The organism is Microlunatus capsulatus, from assembly GCF_017876495.1.
GTDB classification, from domain to species: Bacteria; Actinomycetota; Actinomycetes; order Propionibacteriales; family Propionibacteriaceae; genus Microlunatus; species Microlunatus capsulatus.
This window is the reverse complement of sequence record NZ_JAGIOB010000001.1, coordinates 1,244,159-1,260,537: the sequence shown is the minus strand read 5'-3', so window position 1 is coordinate 1,260,537 and position 16,379 is coordinate 1,244,159. Positions and strand designations below refer to the sequence as shown.

17 protein-coding genes are annotated in these 16,379 nt (G+C 76.2%); 7 read left to right on the top strand and 10 right to left on the bottom strand.

Going from position 1 to position 16,379, the window contains the following annotated elements; all coding sequences use genetic code 11:
- Positions 1 to 85: 85 nt before the first annotated feature.
- Both JOF54_RS05800 and JOF54_RS05795 read right to left on the bottom strand, forming a co-directional pair.
- Complete coding sequence (locus JOF54_RS05800; protein WP_210053827.1) at positions 86 to 1,123, bottom strand: SGNH/GDSL hydrolase family protein; 1,038 nt, start codon at positions 1,121 to 1,123, stop codon at positions 86 to 88.
- An 82-nt stretch (positions 1,124 to 1,205) separates the two neighbouring features.
- Positions 1,206 to 2,234 (bottom strand): YihY/virulence factor BrkB family protein, encoded by a 1,029-nt coding sequence (locus JOF54_RS05795; protein WP_210053825.1) that lies wholly within the window; start codon positions 2,232 to 2,234, stop codon positions 1,206 to 1,208.
- Positions 2,235 to 2,320: 86 nt separating this feature from the next.
- Here JOF54_RS05795 and JOF54_RS05790 point away from each other — a divergent pair, with 86 nt between their 5' ends.
- Together JOF54_RS05790 and JOF54_RS05785 are read left to right on the top strand one after the other, a co-directional pair.
- On the top strand, positions 2,321 to 3,160 hold the full coding sequence (locus JOF54_RS05790) for an acyl-CoA thioesterase (protein ID WP_210053823.1): 840 nt from the start codon (positions 2,321 to 2,323) through the stop codon (positions 3,158 to 3,160).
- A gap of 10 nt (positions 3,161 to 3,170) precedes the next feature.
- A complete protein-coding gene (locus JOF54_RS05785; protein WP_210053821.1) occupies positions 3,171 to 4,220 on the top strand; it encodes an NAD(P)-dependent alcohol dehydrogenase in 1,050 nt (349 codons plus the stop codon).
- Positions 4,221 to 4,288: 68 nt separating this feature from the next.
- Here the strand turns inward: JOF54_RS05785 and JOF54_RS05780 are convergent, their stop codons facing one another.
- Positions 4,289 to 4,720: a globin gene (locus tag JOF54_RS05780; RefSeq protein ID WP_210053819.1), complete on the bottom strand. Its 432-nt coding sequence runs from the start codon at positions 4,718 to 4,720 to the stop codon at positions 4,289 to 4,291.
- A 129-nt stretch (positions 4,721 to 4,849) separates the two neighbouring features.
- Between JOF54_RS05780 and JOF54_RS05775 the strand changes: the two genes are divergently transcribed.
- Entirely contained in the window at positions 4,850 to 5,281 is a 432-nt protein-coding gene (locus tag JOF54_RS05775; RefSeq protein ID WP_210053817.1) for an OsmC family peroxiredoxin, read from the top strand.
- Positions 5,282 to 5,380: 99 nt separating this feature from the next.
- On the opposite strand, the gene JOF54_RS05770 is transcribed toward JOF54_RS05775, so the two are convergent.
- Positions 5,381 to 6,010, bottom strand: a complete 630-nt coding sequence (locus tag JOF54_RS05770; RefSeq protein ID WP_210053814.1) for a mechanosensitive ion channel family protein — start codon at positions 6,008 to 6,010, stop codon at positions 5,381 to 5,383.
- Positions 6,011 to 6,063: 53 nt separating this feature from the next.
- Between JOF54_RS05770 and JOF54_RS05765 the strand changes: the two genes are divergently transcribed.
- A complete protein-coding gene (locus tag JOF54_RS05765; protein WP_307803865.1) occupies positions 6,064 to 7,050 on the top strand; it encodes a DMT family transporter in 987 nt (328 codons plus the stop codon).
- 107 nt (positions 7,051 to 7,157) lie between these two features.
- Here JOF54_RS05765 and JOF54_RS21800 read toward each other — a convergent pair whose 3' ends face one another.
- Positions 7,158 to 7,967 (bottom strand): DNA-formamidopyrimidine glycosylase family protein, encoded by an 810-nt coding sequence (locus tag JOF54_RS21800; RefSeq protein ID WP_210053812.1) that lies wholly within the window; start codon positions 7,965 to 7,967, stop codon positions 7,158 to 7,160.
- Positions 7,968 to 8,065: 98 nt separating this feature from the next.
- Here JOF54_RS21800 and JOF54_RS05755 point away from each other — a divergent pair, with 98 nt between their 5' ends.
- Positions 8,066 to 8,401 carry a putative quinol monooxygenase gene (locus tag JOF54_RS05755; protein ID WP_210053811.1) on the top strand — a complete coding sequence of 112 codons (336 nt, stop codon included), beginning with the start codon at positions 8,066 to 8,068 and terminating at the stop codon, positions 8,399 to 8,401.
- Positions 8,402 to 8,410: 9 nt separating this feature from the next.
- On the opposite strand, the gene JOF54_RS21405 is transcribed toward JOF54_RS05755, so the two are convergent.
- The 5 genes from JOF54_RS21405 to pyrR form a co-directional block, all read right to left on the bottom strand.
- Positions 8,411 to 11,149 carry a patatin-like phospholipase domain-containing protein gene (locus tag JOF54_RS21405; protein WP_210053809.1) on the bottom strand — a complete coding sequence of 913 codons (2,739 nt, stop codon included), beginning with the start codon at positions 11,147 to 11,149 and terminating at the stop codon, positions 8,411 to 8,413.
- Between the two features lie 60 nt (positions 11,150 to 11,209).
- Positions 11,210 to 12,493: a sensor domain-containing phosphodiesterase gene (locus JOF54_RS05745; protein WP_210053807.1), complete on the bottom strand. Its 1,284-nt coding sequence runs from the start codon at positions 12,491 to 12,493 to the stop codon at positions 11,210 to 11,212.
- Between the two features lie 69 nt (positions 12,494 to 12,562).
- Positions 12,563 to 13,837, bottom strand: a complete 1,275-nt coding sequence (locus tag JOF54_RS05740) for a dihydroorotase (protein ID WP_210053805.1) — start codon at positions 13,835 to 13,837, stop codon at positions 12,563 to 12,565.
- Positions 13,837 to 14,796 carry an aspartate carbamoyltransferase catalytic subunit gene (locus JOF54_RS05735; RefSeq protein WP_210053803.1) on the bottom strand — a complete coding sequence of 320 codons (960 nt, stop codon included), beginning with the start codon at positions 14,794 to 14,796 and terminating at the stop codon, positions 13,837 to 13,839. Before JOF54_RS05735 ends, JOF54_RS05740 begins: the two co-directional genes overlap by 1 nt.
- Positions 14,796 to 15,395 carry a bifunctional pyr operon transcriptional regulator/uracil phosphoribosyltransferase PyrR gene (gene pyrR, locus JOF54_RS05730; protein ID WP_210053801.1) on the bottom strand — a complete coding sequence of 200 codons (600 nt, stop codon included), beginning with the start codon at positions 15,393 to 15,395 and terminating at the stop codon, positions 14,796 to 14,798. The genes JOF54_RS05735 and pyrR overlap by 1 nt, the downstream gene beginning before the upstream one ends.
- 114 nt (positions 15,396 to 15,509) lie before the next feature.
- Here pyrR and JOF54_RS05725 point away from each other — a divergent pair, with 114 nt between their 5' ends.
- On the top strand, positions 15,510 to 15,887 hold the full coding sequence (locus tag JOF54_RS05725) for a hypothetical protein (protein ID WP_210053799.1): 378 nt from the start codon (positions 15,510 to 15,512) through the stop codon (positions 15,885 to 15,887).
- Entirely contained in the window at positions 15,874 to 16,266 is a 393-nt protein-coding gene (locus tag JOF54_RS05720) for a DUF5130 family protein (protein ID WP_210053797.1), read from the top strand. The genes JOF54_RS05725 and JOF54_RS05720 overlap by 14 nt, the downstream gene beginning before the upstream one ends.
- Positions 16,267 to 16,379 lie beyond the last annotated feature (113 nt).

The following is a 16,379-nucleotide window of genomic DNA, read 5'->3' as shown; positions in this document are numbered from 1 at the left end:
CCTCTTCTGCTCCGGGCCAAACTTCTGGTCCGGGCCGGACTTCTGGCCGGATCTCGGCGCCGGCGGGCGGACGGAGGGGGTGCGCTCAGGTGCGCGGGCGCGCCTGCACGGCAGCGGTGACGGCCTTGGCGTAGGCCTTCTGCCCCGCCGCGTTCGGGTGGAAGGTGGCCGGGTCCAGCGAGGGCGGCGCCGTCGGGGCGAGCAGCACGCCGTTGAGCCACGGCGTGCCCGAGCCGCAGACGTTGTGGCTGGTGAAGGCGTCGGCGACGTCGACGTAGGTGGCCGGGACACCGAGGCTGCGGGCCTGGGCGACGCCGGCCCGCAGGGCCGCGTTGAGGCCGTCGGCCTTGGCGCGCACCCAGCGGACGTCGGCGCTGCTGACGTACAGCGGGGCGCCAGCGACGGAGCCGACCCGGCAGCCGTAGGCGTCGAAGCCGGTCAGCCCGAACAGCCGGGGGTAGCCGGTGACGTAGACCTTCGCGCGCGGGGCCTTGCGGTGCACCTCGGCCAGCACCGTCGCCAGGCTGACGCGGCCCGGACCGGTCGGCACCTTCCCGGCGAGCCCGGCGGTGGCCCCGGCGACCAGCGGCTCCAGCTTCTCCCGGCAGCCCGGGCGGCCCAGCACGACGCCCTGGAGCGCGGGGACGGGGGTGTAGGTGCAGGTGGCCAGCACCGGTGCGAAGAGGATGTCGTTGCCGCCGACGGTGAGCGTCACGGTCCGGGTGCGCCGGCTGAGGGCGGCGGTCTGGGCCGCCACGTCGTCGCCCGGGCGGAGGTCGGCGACCACGTCGCCGGTCAGCGCGCCGGAGCAGGCGACCGAGCGGACGCTGCTGACCGCCGGGTGCCGGCCCTCGTCGAGCAGCTCGGGGTAGGCCCGCGGCGAGCGGTGGCAGGTGGTGGTGGCCGTGTCGGTGCCGGCGCGGTAGGGGGCCAGGCCCTCCCCGGAGGCGAAGGAGTCGCCGAGGGCGACGGTGCGCCCGCCGGCCGGCGCGGCCTGGGCGGGGCCGGCCAGCAGCGTCGAGCCGGCGAGGGCCAGCGCGACGGTCGCGACGACCAGCCGGAGACGGCCGGGACGGGGAGCGGGGAGGGGGCCGGGGAGGGGAGCGGGGGCGCGGAGCGGCACGGAGGGTCCGATCGTCGTCGAGGACCGGTGCAGGGGCGCCGGCGCCTCAGCATGGCGGCGGCCCGTGACCGGCGCAAGGGTGTCAGCGCGGCGGCGGGCGGCGCTGCCGCAGGCGTCGCCCGGCCTCGACGTCACGGCGGTCCCGCGCCGCCACCTTCTCGCTGAGCCGGACGTCGCGGGGCTCCAGCACGACGCGCTCCTCCGCGGCCACCCCGGCGGCGAGCTGGCGCACCCGCTCGACCTCGCGGTCCACCTCGGCCCCCAGCAGCAGCGCGAGGTTGGACACCCACAGCCACACCAGCAGAACCACGAGCCCGGCCAGCGCGCCGTAGGTGCGCTGGTAGCCGGCGACGTGGCGGACGTAGAAGCCGAAGGCCAGCGAGCCGACGAGCCAGATGACGATGGCGAGCACCGCGCCGGGGCTCACCCAGCGCCGGTGGGGCGGCCGCACGTTGGGGGCCCGGGCGTACAGCAGCCCGACCAGCAGGGCCAGCACCGCGGCGAGCAGCGGCCACTTGAGCACCCCGACCACCCGCACCACCGGCGAGCCGACGCCGAAGAGGAACCCGAGCGCCTCGGCCACCGGCGCGGACAGCAGGAGCAGGACCGCGGCGAGCAGCACGAGCACGCCCAGGACCAGCGTCAGGCCCACCGTGCGGACCAGGCGCGGCAGGAGCGGCCGCCCCTCGCGCACCTCGAAGACCCGGTTGAGCGCGCGGCCGACGGCCAGCACGTAGATGGTGACGAACCACTGGGCGAGGACGACGCCCAGGACCAGGGTCACCACCCGTGAGGAGGAGGCCGCGAGGTTCTCCACCAGCGGCTCGACGACGCCGAGCGCCTCGGCGGGGACCAGCAGCCGGGCGACGACCAGCACGGTGTCGGTGGACCGGTCGCCGGCGCCGAGCAGGCCCAGCAGCGACACGAGGGCCACGAGCGCGGGGAAGACGGCGAGCACCGCGTGGTAGGTGAGGCCGGCGGCGAGGTCGTGGTCCTGGTGGCGCCAGAACCCGCGGCCGACGCGGCGGAGGGCGTAGAGCCAGGCCCTCGCGCTCACCGACCGCAGCGGGACGACCTCCCCGGGGGCGGGGTGGGGGGCGTGGTCGGGCACACGTCCTCCTCGGCCCGGCCCGGGTCGGCCGGGGCGCGCTCATCCTAGGGGCCGGTCGGGCGGGGGCCGTCTGGCAGCATGAGCCGGTGAGCCGGCACCGCTACCGCTGTCCGATCCGCTGGGGTGACCTGGACGCGCAGGGGCACGTCAACAACGCGGCGTTCCTCGACTACCTCCAGGAGGCCCGCGTCGACTGGCTGCTGGCCGGACCCCCGGAGATGGCGCACCTGCTGGACGCGGGCGTGCTCGTCGTCAGCCACCAGGTGGAGTACCTGGCCCCCGTCGGCTACGGCGAGCGCCCGCTGCTGGTCGAGCTGTGGGCGGACACGGTGGGTGCGAGCCGCTTCACCGTCGCCTACGACGTGTGGGACGGCGACGTGCTCGCCGCCCGGGCCCGGACCGGCGCCACCCCCTTCGACCTCGCCGGCGGCGGGCTGCGCCGGCTGGACCCGGGCGAGCGCGCCGGGCTGAGCGCGGTGCTGGAGCCGCCCCGGCCGCTGCGCCCGCTGCCCCGGACCGCCGTCGCCGAGCCGGCGTCGCACCACCCGCTGGCCGTGCGCTGGTCCGACCTGGACTCCTACGGCCACGTCAACAACGTCAAGTACTTCGACTACGTGCAGGAGGCGCGGATCGAGCTCATGCTCGCCACGCTGGACTGGCAGCCCGAGGACGTCTGGGTGGTGGCCCGGCAGGACCTGGAGTACCGCCGGCCGATGGACCTGCAGCCGGAGCCCTACGACGTCGTCACCTCGGTCAGCGCCCTGGGCACGCGCTCGTTCACCCTGGCCGTGGAGATCCGCAACCCGCGCGACGGCGGCCTGCACGCGACCGCCCGGACGGTGGTCGTGGGGGAGCGCCCGCTGACCCCGTCTCAGCGCACCGCGCTGGCCCGGTGGGCTCCGGAGGACCTCGCGGCCAGCCACTAGGGTGGCGGCCATGACCACCACCTCGGCGCCGAGCGACCAGACCCGATCCCTGCTGCTGCGCGAGCACGAGGTCGCCGTGCAGCCCGGCCCGGTCCCCGAGCCCGGACCGCACCAGGTGCTCATCGAGGTCGCCGCCGTCGGCATCTGCGGCTCCGACGTGCACTACTACGAGCACGGCCGGATCGCCGACTTCGTCGTCGAGGCGCCGCTGGTGCTGGGCCACGAGGCGTCCGGGACCATCCGCGCGCTGGGCAGCGCCGTCGACGACCGCGCCGTCGGCCAGCGGGTCGCGATGGAGCCGCAGGAGACCTGCGGCCGCTGCACCCAGTGCCTGGCCGGGCGCTACAACCTGTGCCCGCACGTCCAGTTCTTCGCGACCCCGCCCGTCGACGGCGCGTTCACCCAGTACGTCGTGCTGGACTCCTCGCGGGCCCACCCCGTGCCGGACAGCCTGAGCGACGAGGCCGCCGCGCTCATCGAGCCGCTCTCGGTCGCCGTCGCCGCCGCCCGCAAGGCCCGGATCGAGCCGGGGGACCGGGTGCTGGTCACCGGCGCCGGACCGGTCGGCCTGCTGTGCGCCGACGTGGCCCGCGCCCGCGGCGCCGCCTGGGTCGGCGTCAGCGACACCAACGACACCCGTCTGGAGGTCGCCCGCCGGCGCGGCGCCAGCCAGACCGCGAACGTCGCCACGGCCCCGCTGGAGAGCCAGGTCGAGGCCGTCGACGTCATCCTCGAGTGCAGCGGCGCGACCCCGGCCGTGCAGGCCGCGTTCGGCGTCGCCGCCCCGGCCGCGCGCGTGGTGCTGGTCGGCCTGGGCGCGCCGGCGATGGAGCTGCCCGTGGCCACGATCCAGGTCAAGGAGCTCGAGGTGACGGGCGTCTTCCGCTACGCCAACTGCTACCCCGCGGCCATCGGCCTGGCGGCCAGCGATGCCGTCGACCTCGACGGCCTGGTGACCGGCAAGTTCGGGCTGGAGCAGGTCGAGGAGGCGCTGACGGCGTCGCGCCGCGACCCGCACAGCCTCAAGCCCGTCGTCTACCCGGGTACCGAGCGCTTCTGAGCGACCGACCCTGACGGTGTGAGGAGTTCGACCGGGTACTCCCGGACGAACTCCTCACAACCCGGACGTCAGAGCTGGAGGCCGCGGGCCGCGCCCGCCGGGCCGTCCATCCGGTTGACCATCGAGTGGGCCGCGCGCTCCATGTAGCTCCAGAGCTCCTGCGACTGGGCCGGGGTCAGGTGCTCGAGGGAGTCGACGGCGTCGCGCATGTGCCGCAGCCAGCGGTCGCGCATGTCGAGGGTCACCTCGAACGGCATGTGCCGCATCCGCAGCCGCGGGTGGCCGCGCTGCTCGCTGTAGGTCGTCGGACCGCCCCAGTACTGCTCCAGGAACATCCGGAAGCGGGTCTCGGCCGGGCCGAGGTCCTCCTCGGGGTAGAGCGCGCGGAGCGGCGGGTCGCCGGCGACGCCCTCGTAGAAGCGCTTCACGAGGGCCACGAACGTCTCGTGCCCGCCGACGGCGTCGTAGAAGGTCTGCAGGGGCGGTGCTGGCTCGGTCATCGGCTCCATCATCCCCCACCCACCGGCGGCCGCTCCCGGACCGGTCGCCGCGCGCGAGGCTGCGGGCTGGCAGGATGAGTCGCGCCCACCCGACCTGCGTCGGTCGGGTCCGACCACACGAGGAGAAGCATGGCTACCGTCCGCACCGCAGAGGCCCACTGGGAAGGCTCGCTCATGGAGGGCCAGGGCGAGGTCGAGCTCGTCACCTCCGGCGTCGGCAGCTTCGAGGTCAACTGGGCCTCGCGCGCCAACGAGTCCGACGGCCGCACCAGCCCCGAGGAGCTCATCGCCGCCGCCCACTCCACCTGCTTCTCGATGGCCCTCTCGCACGGCCTCGCGCAGGCCGGCAACGCGCCGACCTCCATCGACACCACCGCCGACGTGACCTTCCAGGCCGGCGAGGGCATCACCGGCATCAAGCTGAGCGTCAAGGGCGTCGTGCCCGGCCTCACGCCGCTGCAGTTCGAGGAGGCGGCCCAGGACGCCAAGAAGAACTGCCCCGTCTCGCAGGCCCTGACCGGCACCACCATCACCCTCGAGGCCACGCTCGTCGAGGGCTGAGCCCTCGCCGCGGCCTGAGCCCGACCTCGCGCGCTGAGCCGAACTCCGCGGCCTGAGCCTGTCGAAGGCCCTTCGACAGGCTCAGGGCACGGGGCCGGCTTAGGGCGCGGGTGCCGGTGCGGGCTCCTCGACCACCGGGGGCCGGCCGGGCCCGCCCTGGGAGTAGTTCCCCACCCGCAGCACCTCGCCGTTGCGGACGTACCAGACGGTGCCGTCGTCGTCGCGGAGCGAGGTGACGCGGAGGCCGATGGCCTCCACCCGGCCCGACGCCTTCTCCATGTCGACCCAGTCGCCGACGCCCAGCTGGTCCTCGATGAGCATGCAGACGCCCGAGATCAGGTCCTTGATGATGTTCTGCGTGCCGAACGCGACCGCGACGCCGGCGACCGAGGCCCCCGCCACCAGCGTGGTGATCTGGTAGCCCAGCTCGGCCAGCACGGTCAGCGCCGTCACCAGCAGGACCACGAAGGTGACCAGGCTCTTGGCCAGGCTGCCCAGGGCGCCGATCCGCGCGTCCCGCCGGTCGGGCGACGCGTCCGGGGTCTCGAAGAGCACCTGAGCGGCCTTGAACCGGGTCACGGGCGCCCGGCGCACGGACTGCCGGACCGTCCGGTCGATCAGCCGGTGCAGGAGCGCGCGCGCCACCACGGCCACCAGCAGCAGGAACGCGATCCGCAGCGGGACGAACGCGGCGACCTCGGCCGGGGTGTCGGGGAACCAGGTGGGCATGGGGGCCAGCCTAGGGCGGCAGAACTGTCAGCCCCGGGACCGACAATCGGGTGGTGAGCGACCACGCCGTCGGCGAGGGTGGGCCCGTGCCCCGTCCTGCCGTGACCCCGACCCGCCCCGACGAGGGCCCGGGCCCGCATCCCGTCCAGGACGGGCCCCCGGACGCGAGGCTGCTGCTCGCCGTCGCCACCACGGTGCTGGCCTGGGCTTCGGCCTTCGTCGTCATCCGCTCCGCCGGCCCGCACTTCTCGCCCGGGGCCCTGACGCTGGGCCGGCTCCTGGTGGGCAGCGTCGTGCTCACCCTGGTCGTCGCCGGCCGCCGCAAGGTCCGGCTGGGCCGCCGGGAGTGGGCCCTCGTCGGCCTCATCGGGGTCGCCTGGTTCGGGGTCTACAACGTCGCCCTCAACGCCGGCGAGCAGCACGTCGACGCGGGCACGGCGGCCATGCTCATCCAGGTCGCGCCGATCCTCATCGGGGTGCTGGCCGGCCTGCTGCTGGGCGAGGGGTTCCCGCGGGCGCTCGTCGTCGGCGGCCTGGTGGCCTTCGCCGGCACGCTCGTCATCGGGATCGCGACCAGCACAGGCGACGCCGACGTCGTGGGCGTGCTGCTCGTCCTGCTCAGCGCGGTCGTCTACGCAGTCGCCATGGTGGCGCAGAAGGTGGTGCTGCGCCGGGTGCCCGGGCTGCAGGTCACCTGGCTGGCCTGCCTGGTGGGGACGGTCGCGACGCTCGTGTTCGCCCCGACGCTGGTCGCGGAGGTCCGGGTGGCGCCGACGTCGGCCCTGCTGGGCGTGCTGTACCTGGGCGTCGTGCCGACGGCCCTGGCCTTCTCCACCTGGGCCTACGCCCTCAGCCGGACCAGCGCCGGCCGGCTGGGCGTGACCACCTACGTCGTGCCGCCGATCGCCATCGGGCTGGGCTGGCTGTTCCTGCAGGAGGTGCCGGCGCTGCTGGCCGTCGCCGGCGGGGTGCTGTCCCTCGTCGGGGTGGCGCTGGCCCGCCGGCCGTCACGTCCCGCCGTCCCGGAGACGGCGGCCTAGGCCGTCAGGCCGTCCGCCGGTGCTGACCACGCCGAGCCAGCGGTGGGGGCGCCGTCGGCTCGGGGTGGTGGACGGCACCGTGCTCCTCCGGGTGGCGGTCGGGCGGGTCAGCGGTCGGGGCCGGGTCCGGGCTGGCAGCGCGGGCACCACCAGGTGCGACGCCGCTCGGGGTCGCCGGGCACCTCGGCGGCGACCTGGATGGTCGTGCGGCAGCGCAGGCAGGGCTGACCGCTGCGGCCGGACACCCAGTGGTCCTGGCCGCGTCGGCTGTTGCCCGTCGTCACCTGGTAGGCGCCGGGCACCAGGGCGGAGTGCTTGAGGGCCCGGGCGGCCAGCCGCAGGGTCGCCGGCACGTCGACCTCGCCGACCGGGGTCCAGGGGCTGTGCCCGCGGAGGAAGCAGAGCTCGTTGACCCACAGGTTGCCCAGCCCGGCGACGTTGCGCTGGTCGAGCAGCGCGGCGGCCAGCGGCCGGGCCGGGTCCGCGGCGAGGCGGGCGGCGGCCTCCGCCGGGTCCCAGTCCGCGCGCAGCGGGTCGGGTCCGAGGTGCCCGATGACCTCGTGCTCCTCGGCGGTGCGGACCAGCTCGACGACCGGCATGGAGATCCCGTAGGCGGTCGACCCGGCCGCGGTCTCCAGCAGCACCCTGACGTCGGGCAGCAGGTCGCGCGGCAGCCGGCGGCCCGGCCGGGTGACGGTCCAGGAGCCGTCCATCCTGAGGTGGGTGTGCAGGGTCAGGCCCGAGTCCAGCCGGGTCAGCAGGTGCTTGCCGTGGGTGTCGATCCCGGTGACGGCGTGCCCGGCGAGGTCGTCGGTCGCGTGCGCCGGCACCCGGAGCTCCCCGCGCACCAGGGTCTGCCCGACCAGCGAGGGCTCCAGCTTCCGGGCGACCTTGTAGACGCTGTCACCTTCGGGCACCGGGCCAGTGTCCTCGTCCGGGCAAGCCCCTCGTGCACGGGCAGGGGTGCACCGCTGGCTACGGTGAGCACCCCACCGAGCAGAGAGAACCGCATCCCGTGACCAGCACCGCCGCTCCCGACGAGACCGTCGTCGTCGTCGCCGTCTTCACCGCCGCCCCCGGGCAGCTCGACGCCCTGCGCTCCGCCCTCGTCGAGGCCATCCCGGCCGTCCACGAGGAGGAGGGCTGCCTGCTCTACGCCATCCACGACGCCCCGGACGACCAGATCTACATGCTCGAGAAGTGGACCAGCGCCGCGCTGCTCGACGCGCACGGCTCCGGCCCGGCCGTCGCCCGCCTGCAGGAGCTGACGGCGGGCCTCACCGCCGGCCCCACCCAGGTGCTCCGGCTCAGCCCCATCCCCGCCGGCACCGCGGAGCAGGGCCTCCTCTAGCCGTCGGCCTCAGTTCGGCGGCACCTGCCGCAGCGACGCCGCCGGCGCCGGGGCGTCGGCGGTGAGCGCGGCGCCGTGGGGCAGCGGCGCGCCGTAGTGCTGCAGCAGAGAGCCGGCGGCGTCCCAGAAGACGTCGTCGACGCCCGGCAGGTACCAGGCCAGCGTCGGCTCGCCCGGTCCGGCGGCTCCGCCGGCCCCGGCGTCGCCCCCCGCGGTGCCGTCGGGCCGGCCGTAGGGGTCGCAGCCCGCGCCGGTCGGGTCGGCCTGCGCCCCCAGCGCGTCGATCATCCCGCTGACCGCCGCCCGGCCCGCCTCCCCGCCCCGGGTGAACTGGGCGTACTGCGGGTCGCGCAGCGCGGCCGCCACCCGGGCGTGCAGCTGGGCCAGGTTGTCCAGGCCGGCCCGCATCCGCAGCCACTGGTGGCGTTGCCACTGGCCGTCGGCGGCGAACCGGCGCCGCAGCCGGGCCCCGGCCACCGCACCCCGCAGCGCCAGCGCGGCGATCCGGTCCCGGGGCATGAACAGGTTCGACCCGCCCTCGTCGGGGCGCTGGCGCACCCAGGCCACCCGGCCCTTCGACGCCGGCAGGAAGGTCTGCGCGGTGTCGCGCCAGTTGCGGGCCGTGTCCACCACGGCGGCCAGGAAGCCCAGCAGGCTGCGGCCCATCGGGGCGGCCACGCCGTGGGCGGCCTGCCGGTCGCTGGGCAGGTAGACGTCCTGGTGGCCGGCGCCGCGGGGGTGCGCGCCGAGGTTGATGCCCACGGTCGGCCAGCGCGGCAGGATCGCGTCGAAGAAGTGGATGGGGAAGTTCGAGGTCACCCCGCCGTCGGTGAACCACAGCTCCTGCACCCAGGTGCTGCCCGGGCCGTCGGCCGGTCCGGCCGGGTGGTGCAGCCGGCGGCCGTCCCGGCGCACCGGGGCGCCGAAGTCGTCGCGGACGACCGACGGGGCCGCCGTCCGGTAGAGGTGCAGGGCCTCGAACAGGCCGGGGAACGCCAGGCTCACCCGGACGGCGAACACGACCGGCAGGTCGGCCGCCTCCGGCAGCGGGTGCAGGTCGCCGAGCACGGCGCCGGTGTCGAGGTCGCGCCCGCCACGGAGCGGGGCGCCGGCGGTCAGGGCGTCGACGACGTCGGGCGGGAAGACCCCGGCCAGCTCCCCGCGGGACAGGTAGAGCTGCTCCCCGCCCGGGGCGAGCGGGAAGCGGTACGGCACCCGGTGCACCAGCTCGCTCGCCATCAGCTCCAGGTTGACCATCCGGTGGTCGGGGGAGGCGGCGGCCCGCTCGAGCGCCGCGGCCAGCGCGGCGGACCGGGGCCCGGCGGCGGTGTAGCGGGCGTCCCACAGGTGCCCGAAGCGCAGCACCTCCGTGGTGCCGGCCAGCTCGGACAGGCTGCGGTCGAGCCAGTCGACCAGGTTGAGCGGCACGGTCACCCGGGGCATGCCCATCAGCCGGGCGAAGCGGCCGTCGAGGTACCCGGTGCCGTCGGGGCCGGTGCTGCTGCCGGCCACCAGGCCGAAGCGGTGGCTCTTCGCCCGGCCGAGCAGCCGGAGCACGCTGACGGCGACGCCGGCCAGGACGACCAGCGCCCCGGCCAGCCAGGCGAGCACCGAGCGGGCGAGGCCCAGCCAGCGCCAGGTCTCCGAGACCAGCGGCAGGGCGACCACGACGAGCAGGCCGAGCCCGCCGAGCCCCAGCAGGAGGGCGGTGCGGCGGGCGACGGGCGGCCGGGGCGGGGCGGGTACGGGCTCGCGCAGCTCGGCGGGAACCGCCGGCGGCCGCGGGCGGCGCAGGGAGAGCAGCCCGGCCGCGAGCCCGAGGACGGCCACCGTGAGGGCGAGCAGCCACCCGGCGGCCACCAGGTAGGCGGTGACCGGGTCGGGGGCGGGGGCGCCCTCCACCAGCCAGGTGCCGACGGAGAGCAGCGCGGGCAGGACCAGCAGGAAGGCGAGGCAGACGGCGCGCACCCCGTCGCCGAAGCTGGTGGCGGCCAGCAGGGGCAGCGCCCAGGACCGGCCGCGCATCACCGCGGCCACCAGCCGGAACAGCGGCAGGGCCGTCCGCTTGGGCTTGAACAGCTGAGCGGTGCGCAGCTCGTCGGGGGTGCCCGCCGGGTCGTCGACCTGGGCCAGCCAGGCGATGACGTCGGCGAGCCCGGCGAAGCCGCGCCGGAGGTGGCCGTCGCGGGCCGGCTCGGGGCGCGCCGGGGCGGGCGGCTCGTCGCGCAGGTCCGCCGTGGCCCGGCCCACCTCCGCAGCCGCGGCGAACGCCGCCGCGATGGCGCCGGCCGAGGCGCCGCCGACGTTGCGCAGCCGGAAGTCGCGGGCGATCTCGCACAGGGCCAGCGGGTAGATGACGCCGCTGGTCGTGCCGCCCTTCATCGTGACGTCGATGCTGGCCCGCAGGTAGGCCTGCTGGGCCGGGCTCGCGCCCCCGACCGACCCGTCCCCGCGCCCGTCCGCCGTCCCGCCCGCCGGCGCCAGGGCTGCGGCGGGGGAGAGGTGCAGCACCGGCCGGAGCACCGGGTCGGCGTGCAGGGTGGCGGTGTAGGCGGCGGGGTCCCGCAGCCCGGGCCGGACCGGGCCGTCCGCCCACAGCCAGCCGGGTGGTTCCTCGCGGTCGTGGCCCGGCGGCAGCGGCGCCTCGGCGAAGGGCAGGTCCGGGTGCCCCTCGTCCAGCAGCCGTCGCAGCTCGTCCAGCGCCGCGGTCCCGCTCGTCACCGCCATCACCCACCCCCGCCCGGCCACCTCCGGCAGCCTCCCCCCAGGAGAGCACCGCAGGGCCTCCCGCGATACCCCTGGCGGGGGTCAGCGGCGCGGGGCGACCCGGCCGAGCAGGGCCCGGGTGGCCGCGACCACCGTCTCGCGCCGGTAGGTGAGCGCGTAGTTGAACTCGCGCTCGCCGTCGGGGCCGCCGCTGCGCAGGTCGCGGGCGAGCAGCGCGGCGCTGAAGTGCGGGCTGAGGACGGTGACGTCCCACTCGTCGGCCACGGGGTCGTCGGCGGCCAGCGGGGCGCCGCGGAGCCCGGGCGCCGGCTCGTCGCCCAGCCCCTCGCCCAGGACGCAGGTGAAGGCCGTGCCCGCGGCGAGCCCGGCGTAGCGGCGCGCGGTGTCGGGGGTGAAGTGCCGGGCGTGCTGGAAGGTCGCGCCGACCACGCAGGTGTCGCCGAGCCGTCGGGCCTCCCGCTCCAGCTGGATGCTCAGCTGCACCAGCAGCCGCTTGGTGGAGCGGCGCAGCGGCGTGCCCGCGGGCAGGCAGTCGAAGGGGGTGACCCGGGGTCCCGGCGGCACCGGGTCCGCCGACGTCGCCAGGGCCAGCGGCGCGACGTCGACGGCGTCCGGACCGGCGGGGTGGTCGGTGCCGCGGCCGAACAGCCAGCCCTGGCCGAGCGTCGCGCCCAGCGCCTCGGCGGCCCGCCGGTGCTGCTCGGTCTCGATGCCCTCGGCCAGCAGCAGCGCCCCGCTGCGCTCGGCGTAGGCGTTGACCGCGTTCATGATCTCGGCGACGGCCCGGTCGGGCCGCTGCTGCACCAGCCGGAGGTCCAGCTTCACCACGTCCGGCCGGACGACCTCGAGGAAGGCCAGCGACGCCGACTCGGCCCCGACGTCGTCCAGGGCCACGCCCCAGCCCAGCTCGCGGACCCGCTGCACCGTCTGCAGCAGCTCGGCGGGACGGGCGGTGAGCGCGCGCTCGGTGATCTCCAGCACGACCCGCAGCCGGCCGGGCGCCTGCGCGGCGAGGGCCACGAGGTCGTCGAGGGGAGCGCTCTCCAGCACCTCGGGCTCGACGTTGACGAACAGGGTGAGCGGGGCGACGAGGCCCTGACCGACGGCGCCGCGCAGCGCCGACCGGCGGCAGGCGGCGTCCAGCTCGGCGAGCAGGCCGTGCTCGCGGGCGGCGGCGAAGAGGTGGTCGGGCCGCTCCAGCGGGCCCACCGGGCCGCGGGCGAGCGCCTCGTAGCCGACCAGCCGTCCGGTGGCCAGCTCGACCAGCGGCTGGTAGACCGAGCGGATCCCGTCGTGGTCCAGGACCTCCCGCAGCGCCGTCGGGGCGGCTGGGGCCCGGTGGTCGGCGGGCAGCAGCGAGGTCATCGGGGTCTCCCAGGACTGGCGACGATCCCCGAGGCGGTCAGCCTAGGTGACGCCCGGGCGGCCGGGCGGTCAGGCCCGGCGGTAGGTGGCCCGGCCGGCCCAGAAGGTGGCGACCACCGGGTCGGGCAGGTCGCGCCCGTGCCACGGGTTGTTCCGGGACAGCGACGCCGAGCCGGCCCGGTCGACGACGGCGCGCGCGGCCGGGTCGACCAGCGTCAGGTTGGCGGGCTCGCCGACGGCCAGCGGGCGGCCCTGGCCGGTGAGCCGGGCGATGCGCGCGGGGACGGCGGACATCCGCTGGGCCACGTCGCCCCAGCCGAGGCGGCCGGGCAGCACCATCGTCTCGAGGACCACGGCGAGGGCCGTCTCCAGCCCGAGCATCCCCGGGGCGGCGTCGGCGAAGGCGTGCTCCTTGTCGTGCCGGGCGTGCGGCGCGTGGTCGGTGGCCACGACGTCGAGCGTCCCGTCGGCGAGGGCCTCGCGCAGCGCGGCGACGTGCTCGTCGGGTCGCAGCGGCGGGTTCACCTTGTAGGTCGGGTCGTAGCCGGCGACCTCCGCGGTGGTCAGCAGCAGGTGGTGCGGGGCCACCTCGGCCGTGACGTCGACGCCGCGGGCCTTGGCCCAGCGCAGCACGTCGACGGTCTCCGCGGTCGAGACGTGGCAGACGTGCAGCCGGGAGCGGGTGAGCGCGGCCAGCTGGACGTCGCGGGCGACGACGGTGGACTCGGCGACCGCCGGCCAGCCCGGCAGGCCGAGGCGCCCGGACAGCTCGCCCTCGTGGCAGCAGGCGTCCGGGCCGGCCAGCCGCGGGTCCTGCGCGTGCTGGGCGATGACGCCGTCGAAGGCGCGGACGTACTCCAGCGCCCGGCGCATCAGCCGGGCGTCGGTGACGCAGTGGCCGTCGTCGGAGAAGACGCGGACGCCGGCGCTCGAGCGGGCCATCAGGCCCAGCTCGGCCAGCTCGGCCCCGGCCAGGCCCTTGCTGATGGCGCCGACGGGGACTACCTGGGCGTGCCCGTCGCGCCGGCCCAGCGCGGCGACGTGCTCCGCGGCCTCGGCGGTGTCGGTGACGGGGTTGGTGTTGGCCATCGCCAGCACGGCGGTGAACCCGCCGCGGGCGGCCGCGTCGGTGCCGCTGGCCACGGTCTCGGCGTCCTCGCGGCCCGGCTCGCGCAGGTGGGTGTGCAGGTCCACCAGGCCGGGCAGGGCGACCAGGCCGTCGGCGTCCACCCGCTCGACGTCGGGGCCGGCCGTCGCCGGGTCGGCGAAGCGCCCGTCGCGCAGCAGCAGGTCGGCGCGTCCGGCGCCGAGCAGGTCGGCGCCGGTGACCAGCACGTCGGGCATCAGAGATCTCCTCGGGGGGTCGCCGGGGCGTCCTCGCCGCCCAGCAGCTGGTAGAGCACGCTCATCCGCACGGCCACGCCGGCCGCCACCTGGTCGAGGATCAGGGAGCTGGCCGCGTCGGCGGCGTCGGCGGAGATCTCCAGGCCGCGGTTCATCGGGCCGGGGTGGCAGATCGCCGAACCGGGCCTCATGCTGGCCAGCCGGGCGCGGGTGAGGCCGTAGCCGACGGTGTACTCTCGCGGCGTCGGGAAGTAGCCGCCCGACATCCGCTCGCGCTGCACGCGGAGCATCATCACGGCGTCGGCCTCGGGCAGCACGGCGTCGAAGTCGCTGCTGGTGGTCACCGGCCACGTCTCGACGCCCGAGGGCATCAGCGTGGGCGGGGCGACCAGGGTCACGTCCGCGCCCAGGGTCTGCAGCAGCAGCACGTTGCTGCGGGCGACGCGGGAGTGGGTGACGTCGCCGGCGATCACGACCCGCTTGCCGGCGAAGGTGTCGAGGTCCGGCTCGGTGGTGCGGAAGTGCCGGCGCAGGGTGAACGCGTCGAGCAGGGCCTGGGTGGGGTGCTCGTGGGTGCCGTCGCCGGCGTTGAGCACGTGCGCGTCGACCCACTGCGCGGCCTGGCCGGGGGCGCCCGAGGCGCCGTGCCGGATGACCAGCGCGTCGACGCCCATCGCGGCCACCGTCAGCACGGTGTCGCGCAGCGACTCGCCCTTGGAGACCGAGGAGCCCTTGGCGCTGACGTTGATGACGTCGGCGGAGAGCCACTTGCCGGCCAGCTCGAAGGAGGACCGGGTGCGGGTGGAGTCCTCGAAGAACAGGTTGACGACGGTGCGGCCCCGCAGCGCGGGCAGCTTCTTGACCGGCCGGGCCTGCACCTGGGCCATCTCCTCGGCCAGGTCGAGGATCGCCGAGGTCTCGGCCAGGCTCAGGTCGGCGGCGGACAGCAGGTGCCGCATCAGCGGGTCCCCTCCTCGTCGGGCGTGCTCAGCTCGGACCCGGCGCCGTCCCAGCCGGGGGAGATGGTGACCTCGTTGACCCCGTCGGTCTCCTCGAGCCGGACGCTGACCCGCTCGTCGGCCCGGGTGGGCAGGTTCTTGCCGACGTGGTCGGCGCGGATCGGCAGCTCGCGGTGGCCGCGGTCCACCAGCACCGCGAGCCGGACGGCGCGGGGCCGGCCGAGGTCGCCGAGGGCGTCCAGCGCGGCCCGGACGGTGCGGCCCGAGAAGAGCACGTCGTCGACCAGCACCACCACGGCGTCGTCGACGCCGACCGGCAGCCGGCTGCGGCCGACGGCCCGGGTGGGGTGGCGGCGGAGGTCGTCGCGGTAGAGCGTGATGTCCAGGGCCCCGACGGGGATGTCGACGCCCTCGACGTCGGCCATCGCGCGGGCCAGCCGCTCGGCCAGGGGGACGCCGCGGGTCGGGATGCCGAGGACGACGAGGCCCTCGGCGCCGCGGTTGGCCTCCAGCACCTGGTGGGCCATCCGGGCACAGGTCCGCTGGATCTGGTCGGCGTCCAGGACCAGGCGTGACGTGGTCGTCGCGGGCTCAGCCACCGACGTGATCCTCCTCAGGCACCGTGCGCGGGCTCTTCTCGCCCGCGACCCACGTACGTGTGACGGCGGGGCTGGCCCTCCCGCTACGGTAGGAGGGTGAATCAGCTCCTGAGCATGCTAGTGCCTCTGGAAACCCTGCCCGGCTGGCCGGAGGCCCCGAGCCCCTCGCTGCTCGAGGTGCTCGGCCTGCTCGTGGGGGCGCCGCTGCTGGTCATCGCGGTCATCGCCGTGCTCACCCGGGTGCACCACGCCGTCAAGGGCAACATGGGCACGCCCGCCGTGGCCAACCAGCCGATCTGGGTCAACGGCGAGCGGGTCGAGCCCTCGATCCAGAGCCAGCAGGCCCGCGAGTCCATCGAGGCCGGCCACCGGGCGGTCACGGAGGGGGCTGCGCAGGACGCCCAGGACGACGGCGCCCCGCAGGGCGGCCGGGCCCGGCGCGCCCAGCACGACGACGACGCGACGACGGGTGGCGCCGGTGCCCGCTGGTGAGGTGCTGGACTTCGTCGAGAAGCGCCGCCTGCAGCGCGCCGTCGAGGTCGCCGAGGAGATCTCCGGCCTCGCCTTCTCCGTCTACGTCGGGCCGGGCGAGGTCCCGGTCCGCCGGCACGCCGAGCGGCTGCACGCCGGCCTGAAGGACGCCGACGGCACCGTCCTGGTGTTCTGCGACCCGGCCGGCCGCTCCCTGGAGATCGTCACCGGCACCACGGCCCGCCGCGTGCTCGACGACTTCGACTGCCGCCTCGCCGCCGTCTCCATGCAGACCTCGTTCCTGACCGGCGACGTCGTCGGCGGCCTCGTCAACGGCATCCAGCAGCTGGGCCAGTCCGCCCGGCACCCCGAGACGCTGCACACCTCGCGCATCTCCTGACGCCCGTTCCCCCAGCCCAGGCCGTCGGTCCTCCCTCCCCTGAGCTCGTCGACGGGCCTTCGACAGGCTCAGGCCGCGGGTCCGGGCTCAGGCCGCGGTGGAGGCTCAGGCAG

Excerpts from the sequence above, each read along its gene's own strand:
- JOF54_RS05785 (WP_210053821.1), top strand. The coding sequence starts at position 3,171 with ATGACCACCACCTCGGCGCCGAGCGACCAGACCCGATCCCTGCTGCTG.
- JOF54_RS05780 (WP_210053819.1), bottom strand. The coding sequence starts at position 4,720 with ATGACCGAGCCAGCACCGCCCCTGCAGACCTTCTACGACGCCGTCGGC.
- JOF54_RS05775 (WP_210053817.1), top strand. The coding sequence starts at position 4,850 with ATGGCTACCGTCCGCACCGCAGAGGCCCACTGGGAAGGCTCGCTCATG.
- JOF54_RS05770 (WP_210053814.1), bottom strand. The coding sequence starts at position 6,010 with ATGCCCACCTGGTTCCCCGACACCCCGGCCGAGGTCGCCGCGTTCGTC.
- JOF54_RS05745 (WP_210053807.1), bottom strand. The coding sequence starts at position 12,493 with ATGACCTCGCTGCTGCCCGCCGACCACCGGGCCCCAGCCGCCCCGACG.
- JOF54_RS05740 (WP_210053805.1), bottom strand. The coding sequence starts at position 13,837 with ATGCCCGACGTGCTGGTCACCGGCGCCGACCTGCTCGGCGCCGGACGC.
- JOF54_RS05735 (WP_210053803.1), bottom strand. The coding sequence starts at position 14,796 with ATGCGGCACCTGCTGTCCGCCGCCGACCTGAGCCTGGCCGAGACCTCG.
- JOF54_RS05725 (WP_210053799.1), top strand. The coding sequence starts at position 15,510 with ATGCTAGTGCCTCTGGAAACCCTGCCCGGCTGGCCGGAGGCCCCGAGC.